This is a genomic window from Streptomyces albiflavescens (genome assembly GCF_014645835.1).
Lineage (GTDB): Bacteria > Actinomycetota > Actinomycetes > Streptomycetales > Streptomycetaceae > Streptomyces > Streptomyces albiflavescens.
This window is the reverse complement of the sequence record NZ_BMMM01000013.1, coordinates 1-22,424: the sequence shown is the minus strand read 5'-3', so window position 1 is coordinate 22,424 and position 22,424 is coordinate 1. Positions and strand designations below refer to the sequence as shown.

Here is a 22,424-nt window from a genome sequence, read left to right as displayed (position 1 = left end):
GGATGCGGTCACGCCTTGACCCCCATGGCGGCCCGGCGTTCGTCGCGACGACGGCGTTGCAGGACAGGGTCCGGTACGGGCACGGCGGCGATGAGCCGCCGCGTGTAGTCGGTGCGCGGGTGCAGAAGCGTGGTCGCGGTGCTGCCCTCCTCTTCGATGCGCCCGGCGCGCAGGACGACGACGTGCTGGGCGAATTGCTGCACGACGGCCAGGTCGTGGGAGACGAACAGACAGGCGAAGCCGAGTTCGTCCTGGAGTTCGCGGATCACCTCCAGCACCGACCGCTGCACACTGACGTCGAGTGCGCTCGTCGGCTCGTCGGCGACCAGCAGCCGCGGCCGAAGGACCAGCGCGCGGGCCAGACTCACCCGCTGACGCTGCCCCCCGGACAGTTCACGTGGCCCCCGGTGCGCCAAGTCCCGTGGCAGACGCACGAGTTCGAGTACGTCCGCGACCCGGGCCCGGCGTTCGGCCGACGACATGCCCCTGCGGTGCACGCGCAACGGTTCGGCGACGCACTCCCCCACACTCATCCGGGCGTCGAGCGAGGCCACCGGATCCTGCAGCACCACGCCGACGCCGGACAGCAGGGCGCGACGCGCTCGTCCCCCGGCTCTGCCGAGGTCGGCGCCGAAGAGCGAGACCGAGCCCGCGGAGGGCGCGACCAGGCCGAGTGCGACACGGGCCGCGGTCGACTTGCCGGAGCCGGACTCACCGACGAGGCCGACGGTCTCGCCGGGACGGACCGTGAGCGAGACACCGTCGAGCGCCCGTACTGCCCGGCGACCGCGGCCGAAACGCACCGACACCTCTCGGAGATCGACCACCGGCTCCTCAACGGGCCGGTCGCGAGCGCCACTTGGCGGATCGGCGAGGGACAGCCTCGGCACCGCCTCCAACAAACGTCGGGTGTAGTCGTCCGTGGGCCGCAGCAGCACCTCCTCCACCGGGCCCGTCTCCACGACCTCCCCCTGGAGCATCACGGCGACGCGGTCCGCGAAGTCCGCGACGACGCCCATGTTGTGCGTGACCAGCAGCACCCCCGTACCGGAATCGGCGGCGAGCCCGCGCAGCAGGTCGAGGATCTCGGCCTGCACCGTGACATCGAGCGCGGTGGTCGGTTCGTCCGCGATGAGCAGGCTCGGCGCGTTCGCGATCGCCATGGCGATGACCACGCGCTGCCGCTGACCGCCCGAGAGCTGGAAGGGGTACGCAAAGGCCCGCCTCTCCGGCTCGGGGATGCCGACACGGCGCAGCAGTTCGACCGCTTCTCGGGCGGCGTCCTTGACCGGGACGGGCCGGTGATTGCGTATGACCTCGGCTATCTGCGCGCCGATCCGGGTCAGCGGGTCGAGCGCGGTCGCGGGTTCCTGGAACACCATCGACGCGGTACGCCCGCGAAGGCCCGCGAGGTCCGCTTCGGCCGCGCCGATGACATCGGTCCCACCGACGCGGACGCGGCCCGTGGCGCGGGCGCTGCCCGGCAGCAGCCCCATCGCGGCGAGCGCGACCGTCGACTTCCCCGAGCCCGACTCGCCGACCAGGGCGAGCGTTTCACCGGGTCGGACACGTAGCGACACGTCGCGGACGGCGGGCACGTCACCCGTCTCTGTCGAGAACGTCACGCCCAGGTTCTCGATCTCCAGGATGCTCATCCCCGCCCCCTCACGTCGAACGTGTCCCGCAGCCCGTCCCCGATCGCGTTGAACGCACACACGACGAGGATGATGGCGAGGCCCGGCGGAACGATCAGCCACCAGCGTCCGGAGTAGGCGGCGGTGAGCCCGGCCGACAGCATCCCGCCCCAGTCGGTGGACGGCGGTTGCACGCCCAGGCCGAGATAGGACACGTACGCGACGAGCAGGATCGCGTCGGCGACCTGGAAGGTCGCGGCGACCACGATGGTCGACACCGAATTCGGCAGGATGTGCCGGGTGATCGCCCGCCCGTGAGTGCCTCCGACGGCGCGGAGGGTCAGCACGTAGTCGCGGTTCTTGAGGGTGAGGGTCTCCGCCCGGACGAGCCGCGACGGCACCAGCCACGACACCAGACCGAGGATGAGGATGAGTCCGACGGTGTCCGGGGTGGTGATGGCGGAGACCACCAGCAGGATGAAGAGCGCCGGGATCGCGATCCCGGCGTCGACGACGCGCATCATGACGGCGTCGATCCAGCCGCCCGCATAGCCGGCGATCGCTCCCCAGAGCGTGCCGATGACGGTGGCGAGGATGCCGGCCGCCAGGCCCACGAGAAGCGACACCCTGCCGCCGTACATGAGCCGTCCGAGCTCGTCGTGTCCGACGGCGTCGGTGCCGAGCAGGTGCGCGCCGCCGGGGGCGAGATTCACCTGCGTGAGGTTCGTGTGGGTCTGATCGGTCGAGTACAACAACGGGCCCAGGAAGGAGAAGAGCAGGAACAGGATGACGACCACGAGCCCGGCGACGGCGAGTCTGTTCCTCGCGAACCGGCGCACGGAGTGCCGGTACCCGGCAGCCGCCTCAACTGGTGGTGTCACCGGCAATACGGCGCTCATGCGCGGCCCGCCTTCACTCGGGGATCGATGATCCGCTGGACGACGTCGGCGAGCAGCGTGCCGACGACGGTGGCGACGGAGATGACGAGGACGCAGCCGAGCAGCACCGGATAGTCGGAGGACTGCGCGGCGCTCCAGAACAGCAGCCCCATTCCGGGGTAGTTGAAGAGCTGTTCGACCACGAGCGCCCCACCGAAGAGCACCGGCACGTAGTAACCGAGCATCGCGACGACGGGGGTCAGCGAGTTGCGGAACACGTGCCGCCACAGGATCGCGCGCGGCCCGGAGCCGCCGGCGCGCACGGTCCGTACATAGTCCTCGGAGAGGTTCTCCAGCGTCGCGGCGCGCATGTACCGACTGAACACGGCGACCATGGACGCGGCTCCCGCGACGACCGGCAGGACGAGCGCGTTCGGCTGCGCGAGCACCTGCCCGAGCGTGTCGCCCTGGGGTGCCTGCGACGGGAACCAGGGCAGGAGCTGGGTGAACACGAGCACCAACACGAGTCCGAGGAAGTACACGGGCGTCGAGTAGGCGACGAAGCTGAGCGTCGTGATGACGTAGTCGACGGGCCTGTTGCGCCGGACCGCCTGCCACATGCCGAGGGGAACCGCGAGAGCGAGTCCGACGAGTGCGGACAGCACGGTGAGGACGAGCGTCTTCGGCAAGCGCTGCTCGATGAGCCGGGAGACGGCCTCATTCAGGGTGTACGAGGTGCCGAGGTCGCCGTGCAGAAGCGTGCGCAGGTAGTAGAGGTACTGCACGGGGAGCGAGCGGTCGAGGCCCTGCTCGTGGTTGAACTGGGCGATCTGCTGGGCGGTAGCCTGCGGGCCGAGGATCCCGCGTGCGGGACCTCCGGGCAGCGCGTGCAGCAGGCAGAAGACCACCACGGTCACGATGAGGATCACCACGAGCGACTGGAGGACGCGCCGGGTCAGGTAGAGGAAGGTGTCCATGCGGCGTCAGTTGGTCCACTTCCACTGCGCGGGGTGGAAGTTGGCGAGTGAGTCCTGTGCGAAACCGCCGAGACCGTTCTTGACGACGGAGATCTGGTAGTCGGGCTCGGGCAGCCAGATCACCGGCAGGTCCTTGGCGACGGCGGCGCTGTAGTCCCGAACGGCCTGCGGCGAGTTGGAGGTCGTCGACGCGGTGATGAGCTTGTCGACCTCAGAGTTGGAGTAACTCCCGAAGTTCGAGCCGCCCTTGCTCTGGAAGAGGGAGTCACCGGTCGGGAAGGCGCTGAAGTACCAACTGCCCGCGGTGCCGAAGAACGACAGCTGCCACTTGCAGATCGACTGGTTCGCGGTGCACGGCGGGGTCTGGGACAGCACCGAGTTGACAGGCGCGGTCTTGATCGAGAACTTGATGCCGGTCTTCTCCAGCGAGGACTGGATCGCGCTCATCATGTTGTCCGTGACGGTCGAGCCGGACTGCGACAGCACCTGCATGTGGAACTTGGTGCCCTTGGCGACGCCCGCACCGCACTGGTCGGTGCCGGTGCCGGAGTCGGTGCACACCATCATGCCGCCCTGCTCCGTCCAACCGTGGCTGCTCAGCAGCGTCTTCGCCGCTGAGGTCGAGAACGGGTACGGGTTGTCCTTCTGCGCCGGCGAAAGGAAGTCCGACGACTGGCCCTGTGGGATCGGACCATAGCCGGGGACGGCGGTGCCGTTGAAGATGACCTTCGACAGACCGGCCTGGTCGATCGACTTCTGGACCGCCTGGCGGGCGTACAACTGCTTGAACACGGCGCCCATGGATGGGTTGTTGAAGTTGTACGGCATGTATGTGATCGCCCAGCCGGACCACGGCTTCACGGTGTACCCCTGCGCGGTGAAGCGGTCCTTCTGGTCGAGGTCGGTGGCCTCGATGTAGCCGTAGTCGACGCCGCCGGAGCGCAGGGCGTTCTTCTCGGCGTCCGCCGTCGTGAAGGGGAGCAGGTTCACCGTCGCGATGTTCGCCTTCTCACCGCCGTCGTACTTCTTGTTGGCCGCGAGGACGACCTTGCCGGACGTCGAGAACGACTTCACCGCGTACGGGCCGCTGATGGTCTTCCACAGCGTGTCCTTCTCGTAGCCGGAGATGTTCTTCGCGGCGGTGTTCAGGTACGCCCAGACTTTCTTCGCGCCCGCGGCCGTTCGATCGGCGTCCGAGACCGTCGCCGACGCGCCTGTTCTGTCCCAGGCGTGCTGCGGCAGCGGGGTGATCTCGCTCAGCTCGTTGGCCAGCATCCACTGGGAGTTGTAGGCCTTGTCGAAGGTGATCGTGAAGTGACGGTCGTCGACGGTCTTGAACGAGGTCCAGTTGTCCGGGGACTTGCCTGGGGTGTAGCCCGCCCACTGCGCCTTGTTGGCCTTGATCAGGTTGAACCAGAACTCGACGTCGCGCGAGGTGATCGGCTTGCCGTCGCTCCAACTGCGGTCCCCCAGCGTGATCTTGACGCTCTTGCCGTCGGACGCGAAGTCGGCCGCGGTGGCGATGGAGGCCTTCTTGTTCCAGGCGACCTCGCCGGTGGAACCGTCGTACGCGACGAGCCGCTCCCACAGGCTCGCGGCGATGGAGATGTTGTTGGTGTTGAGGTGCGCCGCGGTACCGATCGGCAGGATCCAGTTCGGCGTGAAGTTCGCGGGAAGCGCGTAGTTGATGGAGTCGCGTGACGCGGACGACGTACCGCTCGTGCCGGAGCAGCCCGCGAGCAGCAGGGTGCCCGCCGAGACGACGGCACCGGCGACGAGTGTCGGGCGAGCAGGGGACATGGCTCTCCTCGGGGTGAGCGACGGCGTGTGGCGGAGCCAGTCAACGACCCGACCGTTCGAAGAAACAGACGGCTCCCTGTAAAAAGTCTGTTTCTGCTGTTCTGGAAAAAGTCGAGAGGCGACCTTTTGGACGTACGCTCCCCTTCTCGGACCCCACGTCGGAAGTTACTTCGTCCATGTCTGAAAAAAGCGTGTCGCACCGCAGGGGCGCCACGGGCGTCTCCTCACTTGCCGAGCGCGTCCTCGAACTCCTCGCCTCCGGGCAGGCGACCACCCGCACCGAACTGGCCGATCTGCTCGGTGCGGCGCCGTCGACGATCTCGCTCACCGTCGGCCAGTTGGTGACCCACGGGCTGGTCGCGGAGCAGGGCACGCGCTCCTCCACCGGAGGACGTCCGCGCAAGGTGTTGCGGCTCGGCGGCAGCGAGGGGTTCGCCGTCGCGGCCGAACTCGGCGGCCGGCACGCACACGTCGGCGTGGTGCTGCCCGGCGGCGGGCTCACCGATGTCTCGACCGTCCCGTTCGCGACGGCTGAGGGGCCCGAGGCGGCGCTGCCCGGACTCGCCGAGACCCTGCAAGGCCTCGCCGAGCAGCACGGCAGGGAACTGCTGAAGGGGGTCGGCCTCTCCCTCCCGGGCCCGGTCGACGTCGCCTCCGGCGTGGTGACACTGCCGTCGCGCATGCCCGGCTGGAACAGATTTCCCGTTCAGGCCTGGCTGGAGGACCGGTTCGGTGTTCCGGCGGCGATCGAGAACGACGCCAACTGCATGGCCGTCGGCGAGCACAGCGTCCGGCCCGCCGAGCGACGCCAGTCGATCATGGTGAAGATGGGGTCGGCCATCGGCGCGGGCGTCATCGCGGACGGGCGGCTGTACCGGGGCGGGACGGGCGCGGCGGGCGAGATCACCCACGTACGCGTCGAAGCCGGCCACGACATTCCCTGCTCCTGCGGCAACACAGGATGCCTGGAGACCGTCGCCTCGGGTGCCGCGCTGGTGCGCATCCTGCGCGAGCGGGGCCTGGACGTCGCCACGATCGAGGACGTCGTGCGCCTCGCGCACGACGCCGACCCGGAGGCGACCCGCGCCGTGCGCCAGGCCGGCCGGTATCTCGGCATGGTGCTGGCCGCGAACGTCAACTTCTTCAACCCCGATGCCGTGTACCTCGGCGGCATCCTCTCCACGCTCGAACCGTTCGTCGCCGCCGTGCGCAGTCAGCTGTACGAAGGCTGCCATCCGCTGGTGACCCAGCACCTGGTGATCGAGCGGGCGAGCCTCGGCGCGGACGCGGGACTCGTCGGCGCGGGCCAGTTCGCCCTCCAACGCGCGCTGGCCCACGCGCTCCAGGCCGTCATCGGAACCGGTGTCGCCGCCCCGCACCCCGAAGCGCGGCACGGCGCCGCGCGCACGGGCCTCTGACACCGAGCACCGGTCGAGGAGCAGCGCCACCGCAAGGAGAGCGCGCAGTCCTGCCGCAAGGAGCACGAGCATCCGGGTGGCAAGGAGCCCCGGGAGTCGTGTCGTAAGGAGCCCGAGCAGTCGTGTCGCAAGGAGGAGCCGTGCCGCAACCCCGCACCCCCGTCGCCCGCCCCGTCATCGCCATCGCCGGGCTCGGCATCGAGTCGTCGACGTTCTCGCCGGCCCGGACCGAGGCCCCCGCCTTCCATCCGCTGCGCGGCGCGGAGGTCCTGACGCGCTATCCCTTCCTGGCGCCCGGGACACCACTGCTCGCCTCCGCCGAATGGCGCGGCGCGCTCGTCGGCAAGGCGTTGCCCGGCGGCACCGTGACCGCCGCCGCGTTCGCCGAGCTCTGCGACGAACTCATCGCGCGACTCGCGTCGATGCCGCGTCTCGACGGCCTCTGGTACGACATCCACGGCGCCATGACGGTGGAAGGAATCGACGACGCCGAGGCCGTCCTGCTCGCCCGGATCCGCGAGACCGTCGGTCCGGACGTGCTCGTGTCCACCTCCATGGATCTGCACGGCAACGTCTCACGCGAACTCGCCCATATGAGTGACCTGATCACCTGCTACCGGACGGCCCCGCACGAGGATCACCTGGAGACCAAGGAGCGGGCTGCCCGCCATCTCGTGGGGCTGCTCACCACCGGCGCGCCCCGGCCGGTCAAAGCCTGGATACCGGTGCCCGTGCTGCTGGCGGGCGAGCAGACCTCGACGCGCATCGAACCCGCCAGGAGCGTCTACGCGGCGGTCGACGACGTGGAGGCGATGGACGGCGTCACCGACGCCGCGATCTGGGTCGGGTATGCCTGGGCCGACGAGCCGCGCAACCGTGCCGCCGTCGTCGTCACCGGGCCGTCCGAGGCGGCTGTCACCGCGGGCGCCGAACGGCTGGCCCGCGGCTTCTGGGAGGCACGGCACGCGTTCGCCTTCGTGGCGCCGACCGGATCACTGGACGAGTGTCTCGACGAGGCGCTCGCCTCGTCCCCCGACGCGCGGCCGTTCTTCATCAGCGACACCGGTGACAATCCGACCGCGGGCGGCGCCGGCGATGTCACCTGGGGGCTCGAACGGGTCCTCGCCCGGCCGGAGTTCAAGGACGCGTCCGGCCCGACGGTGATCTACGCCTCGGTGCCCGGCCCGCAGGCCGTCGAGGCGGCGGAGCGGGCGGGTGTCGGCGCGACCGTCACTGTCACGGCCGGTGCCGAGGTCGACGACCGGCATGCGGGGCCGCTCACCATGACGGGGGTCGTGCACGCGGTCCGGCACGGCGACCGGGACGCGGGGACCGAGGTGGTGCTGCGGGTGGGCAGTGTGTACGTGATCATCACCAGGCTCCGTAAGCCGTACCACCACGAGCACGACTTCACCGACCTCTCCCTGGACCCGCGCGGCGCGGACATCGTCCTCGTCAAGATCGGCTATCTGGAACCGGAACTGTTCGACATGTCGGTGGGCTGGAAACTGGCGCTCACTCCGGGCGGCGTCGACCAGGACCTCGTCCGGCTGGGCCACCGCCGCATCCGCCGCCCGATGTTCCCGTTCGACCCGGAGATGGCCGACCCGGACCTCCGGGCCCGGATCGTCCCGCCTTCGGACGCGCAGCTCACCGGGGAGGACGAGTGAGCCACCGGGTCGTCCCGAAGTCGACCTGATCACCGGGATCTCCTTGATTCCATTGATCCCGGCCGTCCGCCGGGCAGGGCAAGCCCTGCCCGGCGGCACTCGGCGGTCAGTCGTTCGAGCAGGTGCTGGCGGCCGCCGGGTTCAGCAGGCCAATCACGTTGATGGAGTCGCCGCAGAGGTTGAGACCAAGGTCGAGCGGGATCTGGATGACGTTGCCGGACACGAGTCCGGGACTGTTCGCGGCGACACCGACCGGGTCGGGGTCGGCAGCGGAGGCGGTCCCGGCGGTGGCCAGAAGGGCCACGCTCGCCAGCCCGGCGGCGGCCATCAGACGAATACGCATTTCAAGCTCCGATCAGTCGCAGGGGTGCGAGTTCCTCCACCATCACCTGCGTGAGCGGCGGCCGACATCGCTGTACACCCGAACGGGGCCCCTCCCGCCCAGCGGCGCCCCCTGAGCTGCGGCTGCGCGAAACGCGTCGAGCGGGGTGTGCGGAATGCCCGTAGCGTGAGAACAGGTCAGGTGGAAGAGGGAGAAATCATGTCAACCAGCCAACCCGATTCGCCCGCGCCGTCCGACGACAAGGCGACCCCCGACGCGCTGCTGCACACCGGCTCCGGCGACCACGTGACCGCCGAGGACCTGGTGCTCGCCGCAGGCCGCGACATCACTCCGAAGAACCTCGCCTGGGCCGAGCGAAAGTTGCAGGAGGAAGGGCCGGCGGCCATGGACAAGCTGCTTCCGTAGCTTGCCTTGAAGCTTGACCGGCTCCGGTGCGGCGGAGCCGGTCAAGGACCCATGTGCGGGAGACAGGGGGTCAGATGCGATGGGTCAGGAGGCGGGGCACTCCTTCCAGGCCAGGTGGTAGATGGTGCTGATGTCACCGTCCGTGGAGTCCATGGTCATGAAGCTGGTGCTGGCGGGTGCGGAGGTGCCTGCATTGACGCGCAGCTCCGTGTTGATGTTGAAGTTCCGCTGAACACCGCAGGGCGCCCAGACCAGTTGCGCCCAGTCGGTGGCGTCCGTGGCCTGCCAGTTGTCGTTGTACGGGCCCCTGAACGGATGGGTGATGGCGGCCGTGTTCGGGGAGCCCTGGAAGTAGTACGAGGCCTTCTCGGTGCTGCTCGCGCCCTGCTGGAGTGCGGCGAAGCCGCGGTAGTCCGCGCTGGCGATGGCGTACGTGAAGCCCTGCGGTACGTGCACGATCAGGTTGAGCTGGCAGTTCTTGCGGAACGCGGTGGGGTCGGAATTGCCCCCGACCTGGGCGAGGTAGTCGCTGTAGGTCACCGTGAAGGCCGTGTTGTCGGGGGAGACCGCGACGGCGGCGGTCCCCTGGGGACAGCCGGAGCCGTTCACCGTGGCGACCTTGATGACGATCTTGTCCGGGGGCGGGTCGACGAACCCGGAGGACGGGTCCTGTATCGGGAGCGCTGAGGCGAACAGGGCGGCGATCGCGCCGCCCAGAAGCAGCCCACCAGCCATGGTGCTCCAATCCGTTGCGTTGGTGTTCCGGCGGCAGCACGGGATGTGTGCCGTCGTGGAATGGGGGGTGCGGTTCCCCGTGCGCACGGGGAGCCGTCGCAGACCAGTGCGTTGGATCAAGCGTGGCTCGTTGAATCATGCGCATGACAAAAGCGCATGCGCACTTCCTCCCGGTTGTGAAGGAGCCGTGAAGACCGGGAGTGACGGAATCGTACGTACGCGTGCCCGTGGCGGCCAGAGTCATCTCCGGCCATTCGACACCGGTCGTTCGACGCCACCGATGGGGATCGCGCGAGCCGGGTCACCGACCGTAGCGGCCGGTCAGCGTGCCGTATGCGGCGGTGTGTCCGGTGAGCGCGCGCTTGACGTCGTCGGCCGAGGCACCCTGGGGCAGGGTCGGTTTCGCGTCGGCGGCGAGCACCGAGAAGACGTAGCGATGGGACTTGCCCTTGGGTGGGCAGGGTCCGCCGTAGCCGCGTTTCCCGAAACTGTTGCGGCCCTGCTCGGCTCCGCTCGGCAGTTCACCCGTGCCGAGCGCCGTCTCGTGGGGATCGATGCCCCATACGACCCAGTGCACGAAGGTGCCGTGCGGGGCGTCCGGGTCCTCGACCAGGACGACCAGCTCGGCGGCGTCGCCCGGCACACCGTCGAAGTCCAGCGGCGGCGAGACGTTCTCACCGTCGCAGGTGTAGCGGCGCGGGATGCTCGCACCGTCCGCGAAGGCCGTGCTGGACACCGTGATCGTCTTCGACGCATGGGGCGTCGGTGCGGCGGATGCGGCAGCGGCGCCGCCGCCACCCCCGCAGCCGGCGGTGAATCCGAGCACGGCTGCCGCCGCGATGGCTGTGGCCTTCCGGCGGCTCGTACGGCGCATGTACGTCACGTTAGCGGCGGGGCATCTCAGGGGCAGCGTGACGACGAGCGCGAGTGTCCTCACGGGGGGGCACACCGGGTCCGCCCCGGCGTACGGCGCGAGGCGTGTGTGGCCAAAAGTCGTACGTAGGGGCATGATCGCGGCGTCGGAAGCCTAGAACTCCATTGGCGCAGTGCCGTACTCCGTGCGCGGCATCGAGGAGATCGGCGGCTTCTTCGACGGGCTCGAGCCGACCGAGCGGGCTGAGCCGGGCATCGTCCACGTCGCGCACTGGCATCCGGACCCCCGCGAGTCCGTCGAGCGGCGTCGCCGTCGACGCCTTCGGCGGGGTGGGATGCCAGCCGTAGTGACCCGGCCAGACGGTCGCGGGGCGGGAGACACGGTGCCCACGCGAATCGCCCGCCCCCTCATCGCGCCCCGCGTGCCCCTGGGACACTGAGCCGTATGGATCCTCGACACCTGAGACTCGGTCGCCGTCGCATATGGCTGGGCAACGCGGCCTGCTTCCTGGTGCTCGGGCCGATCGGCTGGGTCCTGGGTGGCTGGATCCCCGTCGTGCTGCTGTCCGCTGTCCTCGTCGCGGCCGCGTCGGTCGCGCACTGGAGGGCCCCCTCGTGGCTCGCGCCCGCCATCGCGAAGGGGCAGCGGGAGGGCCGCCGGGACGTGGCCACCTTCTGCGTGGTCATCGCCGTCAGCGGGTACGCCCAGCCCCTCACACTGCCGTCCGGTTCCCCGCGGGACCTGGCGGCCCTGCGTCTGGAGGCGTACCGGACGGCGGCCGACGACGATCTGTCCGAGGAGCTACGCCACCTGGCGGCCGACGCGCTGGCCGCCGCCGACCAGGCGTACGGCGAAGACACCCCGGCGGGCTGGCGAGCGGCCCGGGCAAGCGCGGAGCGACTGGCCCACGCCGCGCAGGAGGGCAATCCGTACGTGCGCCAGCTCCTCATCCAGTGGGTGGAGCAGAACCCGGCCGGGGAAGGCTAGGGCCCGTCGCTCACGAGTCCGCTTCCCTCCTCAGGAAGTTGCTCACCTGACAGGCGAGGCTGTCCCTGTCCGTGCCGGGACGCGTGCCCGCGTCGTCGGCGGAGGTCTCGTACAGGTCGATGCCGCCGGCCCAGAGAAAGCGCTCGGTCCACTCGTCGTCGACCTTCAGCTGGATCTGGATGTCCACGTGGTGCAGGAAGGCGTCGGGACCCGCGGAGTAGAGGACCGCCGTGGCCCGGCGCAGCGGGTAGACGTCGAAGCCCTCGATGAACTGTGAGTTCCGCCAGTCGAGGAACGCGCTCTCGCCGTCGGCGCCGACGCGAATATCGATCTGTCCGTCTTCGAGATGGATACCGAAATGCTCGGTGGCGCGATTTTCAACGGTCACCCGAAATCGGAAGTAGGTGAGTCCGTCGGCGGCGTCGTCGCGCCCCCGCGGCGGCTCCGCCTTTTCCACACCGTGGACGCGGACACGCAGGCCGGCATGCTCGTCGTACTCCTGCCAGTCCCCGACCACGTTCGGCTCGCGCACAGTCCACCTCTCACCTCAGAGAGCTGTTTCCTATCTGTGCTCAGAACGAAGTGTCAAATGCGCGGAACATACCGTGGCCAGGGATTTCCCTTTTCTTGATCGGCGATCAAGCCGTGCGCAGCCAGAACCTTTCCCCGGCGGCCGTGGCGACATTTCCGCGCGTGCTGCACATCACGTCCAGCGGCGACTCATCCACCCTCGCACAGGGTCCGCATCTGCTCGTCGAGCGGCCCCAGTCCGACGTCGCGCCGGCGCTCGTCGAGGGTCTGGGGCCGGCGGATCGGATACGGGCGGAGGGTCAGGGGATCCACGCGGGTGCCGTAGAACTGCGGCCGGCCCTCCTCGACGGCGCAGTGGTCGGCGATGTAGGCGTGGTGCAGGGCGGGGCAGCGCCCGTCGGCTGCGGCCTGGGCGATCAGGTCGCGGCACCTGAGCTGGAAGTCCAGGTCGCCGGCGTGCAGCAGGATCATCAGGGCTGCCGTCGAGGCAGGTGCGCCGACCAGGTCGGCGGTCGGCCAGCCGTGCCTGCGGACGATCGTCCGGAGGGCTTCGGCATTGGCCTCGCGGCACTTGTGGAGGGCACCTCGGCACGGCGAGGTGGGGTCCACCCGTGCTTGCTGCATGAGGTGCCGCTCCTCGTCCGCCCGGCGCACCAGCTCCCCGGCGAGAGCCGCCGCGAGCGCCGGGACCATGCGCCGCGCGGTCGCGCGCTCCTGGCGCGTGTCGTCGACCGCGAGGTGCCCCGGGTGCCCCTTCACGGCATCCCCTGGAGCACCAGCGCGAACCACACCTTCTTGCCCGGGCCGCCCGGGTCGGGCGGTGCGGTGCCCCAATCGTTTGCCAGCGCGGCGACGATGGCCAGTCCGCGTCCCGACTCCTCGGCGCCGTCCGGCGTACGCAGGCACGGCAGGTCGGGCGAGCTGTCGGCGACCGTCACGCGCAGCTCCCGCTCGGTGTACTCGATGGTGACGGTGATCATGTTGCCGCGGTCGGGACTTCCGTGTTGGACCGCGTTGACGAACAGCTCATCCGTGGCGAGGACAGCGTTGTCGAGGCACTCGGGCGGGAGCCGCAGATGGGTGAGGTGCTCGGCGAGCATGGCCCGTACGCCCGCCGCACGCGAGGGGTGGGCGGGGACGGTGGTCCGCAAGAGGTGGGCTTCGCTCACGGGCATCGCATGCGTCACGGGGTTCAGGGGGCTCGCAGGGGTCGGTGGGGACTCGGGGATCGTGGCTGCCTCAGTGGGCCGGGCCCGGCCCACGGGCGCGTGGTCGTCGGCGGGGTGCACGTTGTGCACCGGCGCGTGCACGTCCTGCGCCAGTGAGGGCGACGGCCCGCGGCGATGCGCCCTGGATGCCGTCATCGGTCCTCCTTCGGGTGCAGCACGGGTGGGGGACGGTCTCGGTGGCTGCCCGTGCAGCCAACACGCCGAAGCGGCGGGTGGACCAGGGGGTATGGGGGTTGTCCGGTTGCAGGCACGTAGTGGCATTGGATGTATGTTCGATCGGGTGAGGAACGTGAGCGGGGGCCGGGCAGCGGTGCAACGGAGCGGTGGCACCGGGTGGCCGGGGGTGCTCGGCAAACGCGTACTGGTCACTGGTGGTACGCGGGGGCTCGGCGAAGAGATCGTGCGACTGCTGGCCGCCGAGGGCGCGCGGGTGGCGACCTGCGCGCGCACCGCGCTCGACCTGGAGGCGCTGGCCATGTCGATGGACTCGGCCGTGTTCACCCAGCCGCTCGACGTGACCGCGCCCGAGGAGCTGGAAGAGTTCGTCACAGCCTCGGCGAAACGTTTCGGCGGCTTGGACGGGGTGGTGGCCTGCGCGGGCGGTTCTCATGGAGGCGGCATCGAGCAGGCGGACGCCGAGGACTGGGCGGCGACCTGGGAAGTGAACGTCGGCCATGCGGCACGGCTGGTGCGGGCGGCGGTCCCGCATCTGCGGGCGGCGGGCGGCGGCTCGGTCGTGGTCATCTCGTCGATCTCCGGCTGGAAGCCCGGCCCGCACGCCCAGTACGGGGTCGCGAAGTCCGCGCAGATCCATCTGGCCGCGTCGTTGGCCCGCGAGCTCGGCGCCGACGGCATCCGCGTGAACGCCGTCTCCCCCGGGTCGATGCTGATCCCCGGCAGGCGCTGGGATCGCATGCGCAGGGAGGAACCCCAGGCGTTCGCCCGATTCGTGGCGGCGGAGCTTCCTGGCGGAGAGCCGGTCGCGCCGCAGGAGGTCGCACGCGTGGTGGCGTTCCTGCTGTCGGACTGGTCGAGCGGGATCTCGGGCGCCCACCTGCCGGTCGACCGCGCCCAGAACGCCCCCTCCCCCGACGGGTACTAAGGCATCCGGCGAGCCCTTACCGGTCATGCCACCGCTCCCAGTACGGGGCGCGACCTGCGCTCGAATTCCTGCACCACGGGCTCGTGGCGGCGGGGCTCGAGCCGCCTGCGGAAGTCGCGCAGGGCCTGGATCGACCGTTCGCTGTGCACGGTGCTGAGGGTGTCCAGCGCCTCGGTCGCCGTGCCGACGGCCTCGTCCAGGCGGTCCTGCTGGAGATGCGCGGTGGCGAGGACGGAGCGGCTGATGGCCTGGCGCCTGCGCCGGTCCGCGTTGGCGCTGAGCGATTCGCTCGCCGTGCGCTCCGCCTGCGCGGCGAGGCCCAGGTCACGGAAGCACAGGGCGGACTCGGCCTGCAGATAGTGGTGGTCGAGATAGCGCACCCACACCGACTCCTGGGCGGCTCCCTTGCTCGCGTCCAGCTGTCGCTCGGCCAGACGCAGCGCCTCGGAGGCCTCGTCCGCGCGGCCCCGCGCGGCGTGCCCGCGCGCCGACATGGCGTGCAGGCGCATCAGACCGAGCGGGCTGCCCGATTCCTTCGCGGTGACGATTCCGGCGCGGGCCAGGGCCACCCCCTCGTCGGGGCGGCCGAGGTTGGTGGCCAGATGGGAGAGTCCGGCCAGGATCTGACCACCCAGCACCCGGTCGCGCCCCTCGGCGCAGAGTCTCAGCGCCTGGGTCATATAGCGCTGGGCCAGGCCGTACTCCCCCGCGTCGTACGAGCTCCACCCGGCCATCGCAGCGAGGCGCGCGGCGGCGGCGTACAACTGGCGGCGCAGCCGGGGCGGTGTACCGCGCCGCTGCAGCAGGGGGACGACCTCGGTGGACAGGTAGTGCACGATGCTGGTGCGCACTCCGCCGCCGCCGTAGTGGTTGTCCATCTGGTCGAACATGGCGATCATCGCGTGCACCTGCTCGACCGGCCCGCCGCTCGCGACCAGGGTCGGTTCGACGGCATCCCGGTGCTCCAACAGCCAGAGCAGCCACTCGCGCTGAGGGATCGTCAGGGCAGCCGCGACAAAGGGGACCGAGCCGAGGAGGCTGCGGCGGGAGATGTCGGTGGATCCCAGTTCGGACAGGGTGTGAAGGGTTTCTGCCACGTCTTCGCCATAGATGAGCGCCCTGCTCGCCACCGGGCGCTGCTGATCGGAATAGAAGCCGAGGTCCGCGGACGACACGGCGCGACCGAGCCGCTCGGACAGCACGGCGGCGATCAACTCCGGTGTGGTTCCCCGCGGTTGCTGGCCCTGGAGCCAGCGGGTGACCGACGCCTTGTCGTAGTGGGAGTCCGTGCCCTGACGGCGGCCCAGCTCGTTGACCCGCAATGCGAGTGAGGCGTAGGAGCAGCCGGCTTCCTTGAGGGCGGCCGCCAGCACCTTGTTGACCCCGGTGGGGGCCTTGCCGGCGTTCCTTGCTTGTCCGTCCGTCACGGTGGCCATCCCGGTCTCGCCTCACGGTCGCGTGCGGTTGCGCCCGTCCGTACTTGGCGGGACATCAATTCCCGTACGACCGAACACAGTTGTGCGTCGTCGCCACGGAGTGTGCGACACGTCACTCGATCACTATGGTGGCCGACACACTCAGCATGCAACCGGCGTTCTGATAATTTCAGAACGTTTCGCATCGCCCTGTCTCTGTCACCGACCGCGTGGCACACTGCACGCTGTGACGGCCGTTCCGGGGAGGTAGGACGTGAGCGAGAACCGCTCTGGCGGCAGCGCACCCACCGTCCTGCGGATGGTTCTCGGAAAGCGGCTGCGACAGCTGCGGGAACAGGCAGCGGTGTCGTTCGAGGAAGCGGCACGGGCCATCGAGGTCACACCGTTGACGGTCCGCCGGATCGAGAAGGCCGAGGTCGGGCTCCGGATTCCGTACGTGCGGGAACTGCTGCACGCCTACGGGGTCCCGGCGGCGGAGATCGACGACTTCCTGGCCCTGGCCAGGGAGGCCAACCAGCCCGGCTGGTGGTACAAGTACCGCGACGTACTGCCGGAGTGGTTCAGCGCCTACGTGAGCCTGGAGAGCGAAGCCAGCGTCATCCGCCTCTACGAACCCCACTACGTTCCCGGCCTGTTGCAGACGTCCGACTACGCCACCGCGCTCATGCGCGTCGGCTTCCCCAACGAGTCGAAGGAGGACATCGCCCGCCGCGTCGCCCTGCGGATCAAACGTCAGGACCTGCTCGCCAAGCCGGACGCGCCCGCGATCTGGGCCGTTCTGGACGAGACGGTGCTGCGCCGCCCGGTGGGCGGGGCCGAGGTGATGCGGGCTCAGATCGACCGGCTGCACGAGGTCCTGGACATGCCGAAGGTCCGGATCCAGATCATGCGCTTCAGGGTGGGCGCCCACCCGGGCGCCTTCGGGCCGTTCCACCACTTCCGCTTCGGCTTCTCCGAACTCCCCGACGTCGTCTACACGGAGAGCTTGGTCGGCGCGGTCTACGTCGACCGGCCCGACGACGTCGTCAGCTATCTCGAAGTACTGGACCGGATGTCCGTGCAGGCGGAGCCGGTCGCTCGAACCAGGGACATCCTGGGTGAACTGCGTAAGGAGTTGTGATCCATGGGATCCGTCTACAGCGGCATGCCCGCCGTCGATCTGGGCACCGAGGGCTGGCAGAAGCCCTGGAGCGGCACGAACGGCGGGAGCTGTGTCGAGGCCAAGCGGCTGCCCGACGGCAGCGTCGCCTTCCGTCAGTCCAGGGACCCCGAGGGGCCGGCGCTGGTCTACTCCCGGGACGAGATGATGGCGTTCCTGCAGGGCGCCAAGTCGGGGCAGGCCGACTTCCTGATCCTCTGAGCACCCTCAGCGCAGGACCCCGAGGTTGCACCACTACGCCCGCACAACCGGACAACCCGCACGCCTACTCCCCCCGTGCGGGTTGTCCCCCGCACACTGAGGGAGTCGGTCGTCTCGGAGGGAGTGGGTGCGGGGATGATCCTCCACCAGGCCCTCGCCCAGTGCCGGACGCTGGTCGTCGACGGCCCCGACGGCATCGGCAGGAGCGCTCTGCTCGCCGAACTGGCCCGCCGCGGATTCATGATCCGCCGCTCACGCGGGCACCTTCACCATGTGAACCCCACCCAGCCCTACCACGAACTCCTCGCCGCACCGGGGCGGTTGGCCATCGACGGCAGTCTCGTCCACGAACTGGTCTATGGACCGCTGCGCCGCGGGCGCTCCCGGGTGACCTGGATCCAGGCACTCGACTTCGCGGAGGCGGTGGCCGAACGCAACGGCGCCCTCATCCATATGACGGGCGAGGCGGACGACACCGAGGCGGTCGGCGCGTACGAGCGGGCGGTGCGCACCCTGGCCCAGCATGTCCCCGTCGTGACGGTCGACGCGGCAGACCTGGGCCATCCGATCCGAGGTCCCGCCTCCCCTCTGCCCCAACTCCGGGGCTGCATACAGGCGTTGACGATAGGTTAGAGACCGACCGCGTGACGTACGGCAGGAGACTTCCCATGGCAGACGGCCAATCCACCCCCGACCAAGAGGCGCTGTCCAAGATCGACACCACGGTGCCGCACTCCGCTCGCATCTGGAACTACTGGATGGGCGGGAAGGACAACTACGAGGTCGACCGGGTGGCGGGCGACGCCTACCGCGAAGTCGCCCCGAACATCGAGACCATGGCCCGAGCCTCCCGTGACTATCTGATCCGTACCGTCACCTTCGTGACCGGCGAGCTGGGCATCCGCCAGTTCCTGGACATCGGCACCGGCCTGCCCTCGTACGACAACACCCATCAGGTCGCTCAGCGCGTGGCTCCGGAGTCGCGCATCGTCTACGTCGACAACGATCCCCTGGTGCTCCGCCACGCCCAGGCGCTGCTCACCAGCACCCCCGAGGGCGTCACCAACTACATCGACGCGGACCTGCACGAGCCCGAGAAGATCATCGAAGCGGCGAGCCGCATCCTGGACTTCGACCAGCCCGTCGCCCTGATGCTCATGGGCATCCTCGGCCACGTCCAGGACTACGAGGAGGCCAAGTCGATCGTCCGCCGCCTCCAGGCCGCCCTGCCCTCCGGCAGCTACTTCGTGCACTACGACAGCACCGACACCGACGCCGCCCTCAAGGAGGCCCAGCAGGGCTACGACGACACTGGTGCGATCCCGTACGTGCTGCGCAGTCCCACTCAGATCAGCGCGTACTACGAGGGCCTCGAACTGATCGACCCGGGCATCGTGTCCTGCCCGCTGTGGCGCCCGGAGCCCGGTACGTCGCCCGAGCCCACGGACGTCCACGGGGGCGTGGCCCGCATGCCGTGATCAGCCGCTTCAGGCCTGCGCCGCCGGTTGGATGTTCTGGTTGAGGCGGAACAGGTTGCCGGGGTCTCGGTCGGCCTTGATACGGGCCAGGCGTGCGTAGTTGTCGCGATAGCTGGCCCGTACCCGCTCCTGGCTCTCGTCCATCGTCATGTTGACGTAGGCCCCGCCCGCGGAGAACGGGTTCAGAGCGTCGGAGTAGTCGACGCTCCACTGTCTGACGAGGCCTGCGTTCGCGGGGTCCGGGTCCACCCCCGCGAAGACGGCCGACCAGCCGGAGCTGCGGTAGCTCCACGCGGTGTCCGTCGCAGCATGGTCATGGACGGCGCCGTCGATGGGATACATGTGCATCGTCGACTTCCAGGTCGGCATCTCGGCACCGAACTTGGCGTGCAGGTCGGCCGCTTCGGCGGGGATCTCGTCGATGAAGGCCGCACGCCAGTACCACTGGTCACCGGGCGGGTAGACCCCGTCGAACGCGGACTGGATCGCGGGGTGCGGCATCGCGGCCGGGCCGTGCAGCAGAGGCGCGGGGAGGACGTCGAGCAGCGGCGCCATCTCCTCGGCGGCCGCGTCCGTGTCGTCGCCGGCCCAGCACCACATGATGCCGCAGACCTTGCGCAGGTGGAGCTCCTCCGGGAACGGCGGGGCGGGCGGCACGGAGGTGAACAGGAAGAAGCCGTTCAGTTCGCGGGGAGCCCGCGGGAGGAAGTCCCGGTAGGCGGTGAGGACTTCGGCGCCCAGTTCCACGGGCCAGAAGGTGGGACCCGCGACAACCGTGCTCAGCTCGTGCAGCCGGAACAGGAACGAGGTGACGACTCCGAAGTTGCCGCCGCCTCCACGGATCGCCCAGTACAGGTCGCTGTTCTCGTCGGCGTCCGCGTGCACCTGCTCGCCGTTCGCCAGGACGAGATCGGCCGCGAGCAGGTTGTCGACGGCCAGCCCGTACGTGCGGGTGAGGTGTCCGATGCCGCCGCCGAGCGTGATGCCGCCGACGCCCGTCGTGGAGATGATGCCGCTCGGTGTGGCCAGCCCGTGCTCGTGAGTGGCGCGGTCGACCTCGCCCAGGAGGCAGCCGCCGCCGACGCGTGCCGTACGGGCCTCCGGGTCGACCGTGACGTCCTTGACGGGTGAGAGGTCGAGGACCACGCCGTCGTCGCAGGTTCCAAGACCCGCGCCATGATGGCCGCCGCCGCGCACGGCCAGCGGGAGGGTGTGGTCGCGGGCGAAGCCGATGACTTGAGCGACGTCCTCGGGGCCGGTGCACCGCGCCACCAGGGCCGGCCGCCTGTCGATCATCGCGTTGTACACGCTACGGGCCTCGTCGTAGCCGGAATCCTCCGGTCCGATCAGCTGCCCCTTGAATCCCGTGAGTTCCTGACGTGCCGCTTGTGCCGGTGTGATCGCCATGTACATCCCCCGTGTCTGGGGACCGGTACCAGGGTCCGCTGTCTGGACTCCCTGTTTCAGTCTCCCTCCGATGGGTCCGACGCGCCTGTTCTGGTCCGGCTGTGAACTCGCCGTGGTGCGGCGGGATGCGCGGACGTGGCAGAGTCGCGGGNAACGCGTCGATCAGGATGCGATCGACGCGTTCGGCGACTTCGGTCAACAGGGCGGAGTCGGTTCCTCCGCCGTCGACGGCCGCGCCCGTTGGCCCGGGGTACCCGCTCGCGGCGCGTACCCGATCACCGCAGGGCGTTCACGGCCTCGTTGCCGTCAGGGGATCACCCGACGGCTGCGACAGCCTCCGTATCGTCACGGAGGCCGGCGAACGCCGGCTCCGGCAGCGGTGCCTGGCGGGGCGCCTGGCGCGCCTCCTGCAGGCTGGGGACGGGTGCGGCCGGAACCAGGGGCGCGCGTTCGGCGGCCCGGGCGCGCCACGAGAACCAGATGATCTTGCCGCCGGCGCCCGTGGCGCAGCAGCCCCAGCCGTCACTCAGCGCGGCGATCTGGGCCAGGCAGCCCTGGGGCGCGTTGTGCGGGCGGATGTCCTGGTTGTTGTCCGAGACGGCAGCGATGAGGTGCTGGCCGTTCCACCACATCTCGATGGTCGTGTTCTTGTCCGCCGCGTGCTCCTCGATGGTGTGGAGCAGCGCTTCGGCGCAGTGACATACGGACTCGACGAGAATCTCCAGGTTCCAGTACCGGAGGTGCGCGGCCAGAATGCGCCTGACCTGTCCGACCCGTTCCGGGCTGACCTCCACGTCGAGGTGGTAGTAGCAGGGCACTGCAGCTTTCATCGTCGTTGGCTCCTCACGGCGAAGCTCCCGCCTCTCCTCGCCCTCGCGGGCCGAGCCCCGATCACAAAGCGTGAGCACTGATCGCTTCTGAGTCAGTCCTAGAGTGCGAGCACTACTCCATCCGTGCAACACGAGAGCACCCCTCCGTGTTGTTGAAGAACCAACAAGACGCTCGGTGGCGGTACGGGCACCATGGGTGAGGGCTCTGATCTCCGTAACGGATCGGTGCCCCTGCGTGCACGGCCCCCACTCGCCATCCAGGCGAGCCGTGCGCTGTCGAGAGAGGGTGACCAGCGTGATGCTGCTGCCTGCCAAAGCCGAGGTCGCGAGACATCTGGAGAGATACCGGGCCTGGGAACGCCTGTTGCTCGCGGCCCCCGCCGACATCGTGGTGCGGGGCAATTTCGAGAACACCGGGTACACCCTGTGCGTCCTGATGGGGAAGCGCTGCGCGCGGGAGGCCGCAGACGCCGCCGAGCACTATCTGCGGGACGTTCGGGCACGGATCTGAAACGCAGATTGGGCTCGCGGACGCGAACCACACGTGGGGCTCGAGGACGCCGGAGGCGAAACGCATGGACGCAAACCCGGACACCGGCCGCATCCCGATCGTGGATGTCCGCCCGGTCGTCGAGTGCGGCAGAAGGCCCGCGAAGGCGGTCTCCGGTGAGACCTTCCAGGTCACGGCCACCGTCTTCGGCGAGGGCCAGGACGCCGTCGGCGCCAATGTCGTACTGCGCGACCCGAGCGGCCGCCTCGGCCCGTGGACCCCGATGCGCGAACTGGCCCCCGGCACCGACCGCTGGGGCGCCCACGTCACACCGGGCGAAGTGGGCCACTGGACCTACCTGGTGGAGGCGTGGAGCGATCCCGTCGCCGCCTGGCGCCGTTCCGCCGAGATCAAGGTCCCGGCCGGTATCGACCTCGGGTTGGTCCTGGAGGAGGGCGCCGCTCTGCACGAGCGGGCCGCTGCCGGGGTACCGGACGCAGCCGGCCGGGACGCGGTGCTGGCCGCGGCGAACGCCCTGCGCGACGAGTCCCGGCCACCGGCCGCCCGTCTCGCGGCCGCCCTGGCTCCGGAGGTGGTCACCGCCCTCTCGGGGCACCCGCTGCGTGAACGCCTCACCCGCTCGCTGCCGTTGCCCCTGCTCGTGGAACGCAAGCGGGCGCTGTACGGCTCCTGGTACGAGTTCTTCCCGCGCTCGGAGGGCACCCCGGAGCGGCCTCACGGCACGTTCCGTTCGGCCGCCGAACGCCTGCCCGCGATCGCGGAGATGGGCTTCGACGTCGTCTACCTGCCCCCGATCCATCCCATCGGCACGACCTTCCG

General features: G+C 69.7%; 24 protein-coding genes and 1 pseudogene. 12 read left to right on the top strand and 13 right to left on the bottom strand.

What is annotated here, in order from left to right:
* Nucleotides 1-8: 8 nt before the first annotated feature.
* Genes IEY95_RS30830 through IEY95_RS30815 form a run of 4 tightly spaced genes read right to left on the bottom strand, consistent with a single transcriptional unit; the run spans nt 9 to nt 5,289 of the window.
* Nucleotides 9-1,655 carry a dipeptide ABC transporter ATP-binding protein gene (locus IEY95_RS30830; RefSeq protein WP_189189449.1) on the bottom strand — a complete coding sequence of 549 codons (1,647 nt, stop codon included), beginning with the start codon at nt 1,653-1,655 and terminating at the stop codon, nt 9-11.
* Nucleotides 1,652-2,533: an ABC transporter permease gene (locus IEY95_RS30825; protein ID WP_189189448.1), complete on the bottom strand. Its 882-nt coding sequence runs from the start codon at nt 2,531-2,533 to the stop codon at nt 1,652-1,654. Before IEY95_RS30825 ends, IEY95_RS30830 begins: the two co-directional genes overlap by 4 nt.
* Nucleotides 2,530-3,489, bottom strand: coding sequence for an ABC transporter permease (locus IEY95_RS30820; protein ID WP_189189447.1), 960 nt, complete (start codon nt 3,487-3,489; stop codon nt 2,530-2,532). The genes IEY95_RS30825 and IEY95_RS30820 overlap by 4 nt, the downstream gene beginning before the upstream one ends.
* A 6-nt stretch (nt 3,490-3,495) precedes the next feature.
* Entirely contained in the window at nt 3,496-5,289 is a 1,794-nt protein-coding gene (locus tag IEY95_RS30815; protein ID WP_189189446.1) for a peptide ABC transporter substrate-binding protein, read from the bottom strand.
* Nucleotides 5,290-5,465: 176 nt separating this feature from the next.
* On the opposite strand from IEY95_RS30815, the gene IEY95_RS30810 reads away from it, so the two are divergent.
* Both IEY95_RS30810 and IEY95_RS30805 read left to right on the top strand, forming a co-directional pair.
* Entirely contained in the window at nt 5,466-6,707 is a 1,242-nt protein-coding gene (locus tag IEY95_RS30810; RefSeq protein ID WP_189189445.1) for an ROK family transcriptional regulator, read from the top strand.
* 140 nt (nt 6,708-6,847) lie between these two features.
* Nucleotides 6,848-8,377: a M81 family metallopeptidase gene (locus tag IEY95_RS30805; RefSeq protein ID WP_189189444.1), complete on the top strand. Its 1,530-nt coding sequence runs from the start codon at nt 6,848-6,850 to the stop codon at nt 8,375-8,377.
* Nucleotides 8,378-8,483: 106 nt separating this feature from the next.
* On the opposite strand, the gene IEY95_RS30800 is transcribed toward IEY95_RS30805, so the two are convergent.
* Nucleotides 8,484-8,720, bottom strand: a complete 237-nt coding sequence (locus IEY95_RS30800; RefSeq protein WP_189189443.1) for a chaplin — start codon at nt 8,718-8,720, stop codon at nt 8,484-8,486.
* 198 nt (nt 8,721-8,918) lie between these two features.
* On the opposite strand from IEY95_RS30800, the gene IEY95_RS30795 reads away from it, so the two are divergent.
* The gene (locus tag IEY95_RS30795; protein ID WP_189189442.1) at nt 8,919-9,125 is read left to right on the top strand and encodes a hypothetical protein; all 207 of its coding nucleotides are present in this window, start codon (nt 8,919-8,921) and stop codon (nt 9,123-9,125) included.
* An 84-nt stretch (nt 9,126-9,209) separates the two neighbouring features.
* Here IEY95_RS30795 and IEY95_RS30790 read toward each other — a convergent pair whose 3' ends face one another.
* Together IEY95_RS30790 and IEY95_RS30785 are read right to left on the bottom strand one after the other, a co-directional pair.
* Nucleotides 9,210-9,860: a DUF4360 domain-containing protein gene (locus tag IEY95_RS30790; RefSeq protein ID WP_189189441.1), complete on the bottom strand. Its 651-nt coding sequence runs from the start codon at nt 9,858-9,860 to the stop codon at nt 9,210-9,212.
* 301 nt (nt 9,861-10,161) lie between these two features.
* Nucleotides 10,162-10,734 carry a YbhB/YbcL family Raf kinase inhibitor-like protein gene (locus IEY95_RS30785; RefSeq protein WP_189189440.1) on the bottom strand — a complete coding sequence of 191 codons (573 nt, stop codon included), beginning with the start codon at nt 10,732-10,734 and terminating at the stop codon, nt 10,162-10,164.
* A gap of 172 nt (nt 10,735-10,906) precedes the next feature.
* On the opposite strand from IEY95_RS30785, the gene IEY95_RS49360 reads away from it, so the two are divergent.
* The gene (locus tag IEY95_RS49360) at nt 10,907-11,173 is read left to right on the top strand and encodes a hypothetical protein (RefSeq protein WP_308429354.1); all 267 of its coding nucleotides are present in this window, start codon (nt 10,907-10,909) and stop codon (nt 11,171-11,173) included.
* Nucleotides 11,174-11,178: 5 nt separating this feature from the next.
* On the top strand, nt 11,179-11,721 hold the full coding sequence (locus IEY95_RS30780; RefSeq protein ID WP_189189439.1) for a hypothetical protein: 543 nt from the start codon (nt 11,179-11,181) through the stop codon (nt 11,719-11,721).
* A gap of 10 nt (nt 11,722-11,731) precedes the next feature.
* Here the strand turns inward: IEY95_RS30780 and IEY95_RS30775 are convergent, their stop codons facing one another.
* The 3 genes from IEY95_RS30775 to IEY95_RS30765 all read right to left on the bottom strand — a co-directional run bounded on the left by IEY95_RS30775 (nt 11,732) and on the right by IEY95_RS30765 (nt 13,616).
* Nucleotides 11,732-12,253 (bottom strand): hypothetical protein, encoded by a 522-nt coding sequence (locus IEY95_RS30775; RefSeq protein ID WP_189189438.1) that lies wholly within the window; start codon nt 12,251-12,253, stop codon nt 11,732-11,734.
* A 188-nt stretch (nt 12,254-12,441) separates the two neighbouring features.
* The gene (locus IEY95_RS30770; RefSeq protein ID WP_189189720.1) at nt 12,442-12,945 is read right to left on the bottom strand and encodes a DUF6624 domain-containing protein; all 504 of its coding nucleotides are present in this window, start codon (nt 12,943-12,945) and stop codon (nt 12,442-12,444) included.
* A gap of 62 nt (nt 12,946-13,007) precedes the next feature.
* On the bottom strand, nt 13,008-13,616 hold the full coding sequence (locus tag IEY95_RS30765; RefSeq protein ID WP_229703484.1) for an ATP-binding protein: 609 nt from the start codon (nt 13,614-13,616) through the stop codon (nt 13,008-13,010).
* A gap of 154 nt (nt 13,617-13,770) precedes the next feature.
* Between IEY95_RS30765 and IEY95_RS30760 the strand changes: the two genes are divergently transcribed.
* Nucleotides 13,771-14,583, top strand: a complete 813-nt coding sequence (locus tag IEY95_RS30760; protein ID WP_373294585.1) for an SDR family NAD(P)-dependent oxidoreductase — start codon at nt 13,771-13,773, stop codon at nt 14,581-14,583.
* 23 nt (nt 14,584-14,606) lie between these two features.
* Here the strand turns inward: IEY95_RS30760 and IEY95_RS30755 are convergent, their stop codons facing one another.
* Entirely contained in the window at nt 14,607-16,019 is a 1,413-nt protein-coding gene (locus IEY95_RS30755) for an NsdA family TPR-like regulatory protein (protein WP_189189436.1), read from the bottom strand.
* Between the two features lie 253 nt (nt 16,020-16,272).
* Between IEY95_RS30755 and IEY95_RS30750 the strand changes: the two genes are divergently transcribed.
* The 4 genes from IEY95_RS30750 to IEY95_RS30735 all read left to right on the top strand — a co-directional run bounded on the left by IEY95_RS30750 (nt 16,273) and on the right by IEY95_RS30735 (nt 18,857).
* Complete coding sequence (locus tag IEY95_RS30750; protein ID WP_229703482.1) at nt 16,273-17,139, top strand: Sco1979 family transcriptional regulator; 867 nt, start codon at nt 16,273-16,275, stop codon at nt 17,137-17,139.
* A gap of 3 nt (nt 17,140-17,142) precedes the next feature.
* Nucleotides 17,143-17,379: a DUF397 domain-containing protein gene (locus IEY95_RS30745; RefSeq protein WP_189189435.1), complete on the top strand. Its 237-nt coding sequence runs from the start codon at nt 17,143-17,145 to the stop codon at nt 17,377-17,379.
* 135 nt (nt 17,380-17,514) lie between these two features.
* Nucleotides 17,515-18,012, top strand: coding sequence for a hypothetical protein (locus tag IEY95_RS30740; RefSeq protein ID WP_189189434.1), 498 nt, complete (start codon nt 17,515-17,517; stop codon nt 18,010-18,012).
* A gap of 35 nt (nt 18,013-18,047) precedes the next feature.
* Nucleotides 18,048-18,857, top strand: coding sequence for an SAM-dependent methyltransferase (locus IEY95_RS30735; RefSeq protein ID WP_189189433.1), 810 nt, complete (start codon nt 18,048-18,050; stop codon nt 18,855-18,857).
* Between the two features lie 9 nt (nt 18,858-18,866).
* Here IEY95_RS30735 and IEY95_RS30730 read toward each other — a convergent pair whose 3' ends face one another.
* Nucleotides 18,867-20,264, bottom strand: a complete 1,398-nt coding sequence (locus IEY95_RS30730; protein WP_189189432.1) for an FAD-binding oxidoreductase — start codon at nt 20,262-20,264, stop codon at nt 18,867-18,869.
* 314 nt (nt 20,265-20,578) lie between these two features.
* Nucleotides 20,579-21,094, bottom strand: a complete 516-nt coding sequence (locus IEY95_RS30725) for a pep a2 (protein ID WP_189189431.1) — start codon at nt 21,092-21,094, stop codon at nt 20,579-20,581.
* 298 nt (nt 21,095-21,392) lie between these two features.
* On the opposite strand from IEY95_RS30725, the pseudogene IEY95_RS30720 reads away from it, so the two are divergent.
* Nucleotides 21,393-21,584: pseudogene (locus IEY95_RS30720) on the top strand (DUF5133 domain-containing protein); the annotation flags it as partial.
* An 85-nt stretch (nt 21,585-21,669) separates the two neighbouring features.
* Nucleotides 21,670-22,424 (top strand): maltotransferase domain-containing protein (locus tag IEY95_RS30715; protein ID WP_189189430.1); only part of this gene is annotated, 755 nt, incomplete at its 3' end.

Excerpts from the sequence above, each read along its gene's own strand:
- IEY95_RS30830 (WP_189189449.1), bottom strand. The coding sequence starts at position 1,655 with ATGAGCATCCTGGAGATCGAGAACCTGGGCGTGACGTTCTCGACAGAG.
- IEY95_RS30825 (WP_189189448.1), bottom strand. The coding sequence starts at position 2,533 with ATGAGCGCCGTATTGCCGGTGACACCACCAGTTGAGGCGGCTGCCGGG.
- IEY95_RS30820 (WP_189189447.1), bottom strand. The coding sequence starts at position 3,489 with ATGGACACCTTCCTCTACCTGACCCGGCGCGTCCTCCAGTCGCTCGTG.
- IEY95_RS30815 (WP_189189446.1), bottom strand. The coding sequence starts at position 5,289 with ATGTCCCCTGCTCGCCCGACACTCGTCGCCGGTGCCGTCGTCTCGGCG.
- IEY95_RS30810 (WP_189189445.1), top strand. The coding sequence starts at position 5,466 with ATGTCTGAAAAAAGCGTGTCGCACCGCAGGGGCGCCACGGGCGTCTCC.
- IEY95_RS30800 (WP_189189443.1), bottom strand. The coding sequence starts at position 8,720 with ATGCGTATTCGTCTGATGGCCGCCGCCGGGCTGGCGAGCGTGGCCCTT.
- IEY95_RS30795 (WP_189189442.1), top strand. The coding sequence starts at position 8,919 with ATGTCAACCAGCCAACCCGATTCGCCCGCGCCGTCCGACGACAAGGCG.
- IEY95_RS30790 (WP_189189441.1), bottom strand. The coding sequence starts at position 9,860 with ATGGCTGGTGGGCTGCTTCTGGGCGGCGCGATCGCCGCCCTGTTCGCC.
- IEY95_RS30785 (WP_189189440.1), bottom strand. The coding sequence starts at position 10,734 with ATGCGCCGTACGAGCCGCCGGAAGGCCACAGCCATCGCGGCGGCAGCC.
- IEY95_RS30780 (WP_189189439.1), top strand. The coding sequence starts at position 11,179 with ATGGATCCTCGACACCTGAGACTCGGTCGCCGTCGCATATGGCTGGGC.
- IEY95_RS30770 (WP_189189720.1), bottom strand. The coding sequence starts at position 12,945 with ATGGTCCCGGCGCTCGCGGCGGCTCTCGCCGGGGAGCTGGTGCGCCGG.
- IEY95_RS30765 (WP_229703484.1), bottom strand. The coding sequence starts at position 13,616 with ATGACGGCATCCAGGGCGCATCGCCGCGGGCCGTCGCCCTCACTGGCG.
- IEY95_RS30755 (WP_189189436.1), bottom strand. The coding sequence starts at position 16,019 with ATGGCCACCGTGACGGACGGACAAGCAAGGAACGCCGGCAAGGCCCCC.
- IEY95_RS30745 (WP_189189435.1), top strand. The coding sequence starts at position 17,143 with ATGGGATCCGTCTACAGCGGCATGCCCGCCGTCGATCTGGGCACCGAG.
- IEY95_RS30740 (WP_189189434.1), top strand. The coding sequence starts at position 17,515 with ATGATCCTCCACCAGGCCCTCGCCCAGTGCCGGACGCTGGTCGTCGAC.
- IEY95_RS30735 (WP_189189433.1), top strand. The coding sequence starts at position 18,048 with ATGGCAGACGGCCAATCCACCCCCGACCAAGAGGCGCTGTCCAAGATC.
- IEY95_RS30730 (WP_189189432.1), bottom strand. The coding sequence starts at position 20,264 with ATGGCGATCACACCGGCACAAGCGGCACGTCAGGAACTCACGGGATTC.
- IEY95_RS30725 (WP_189189431.1), bottom strand. The coding sequence starts at position 21,094 with ATGAAAGCTGCAGTGCCCTGCTACTACCACCTCGACGTGGAGGTCAGC.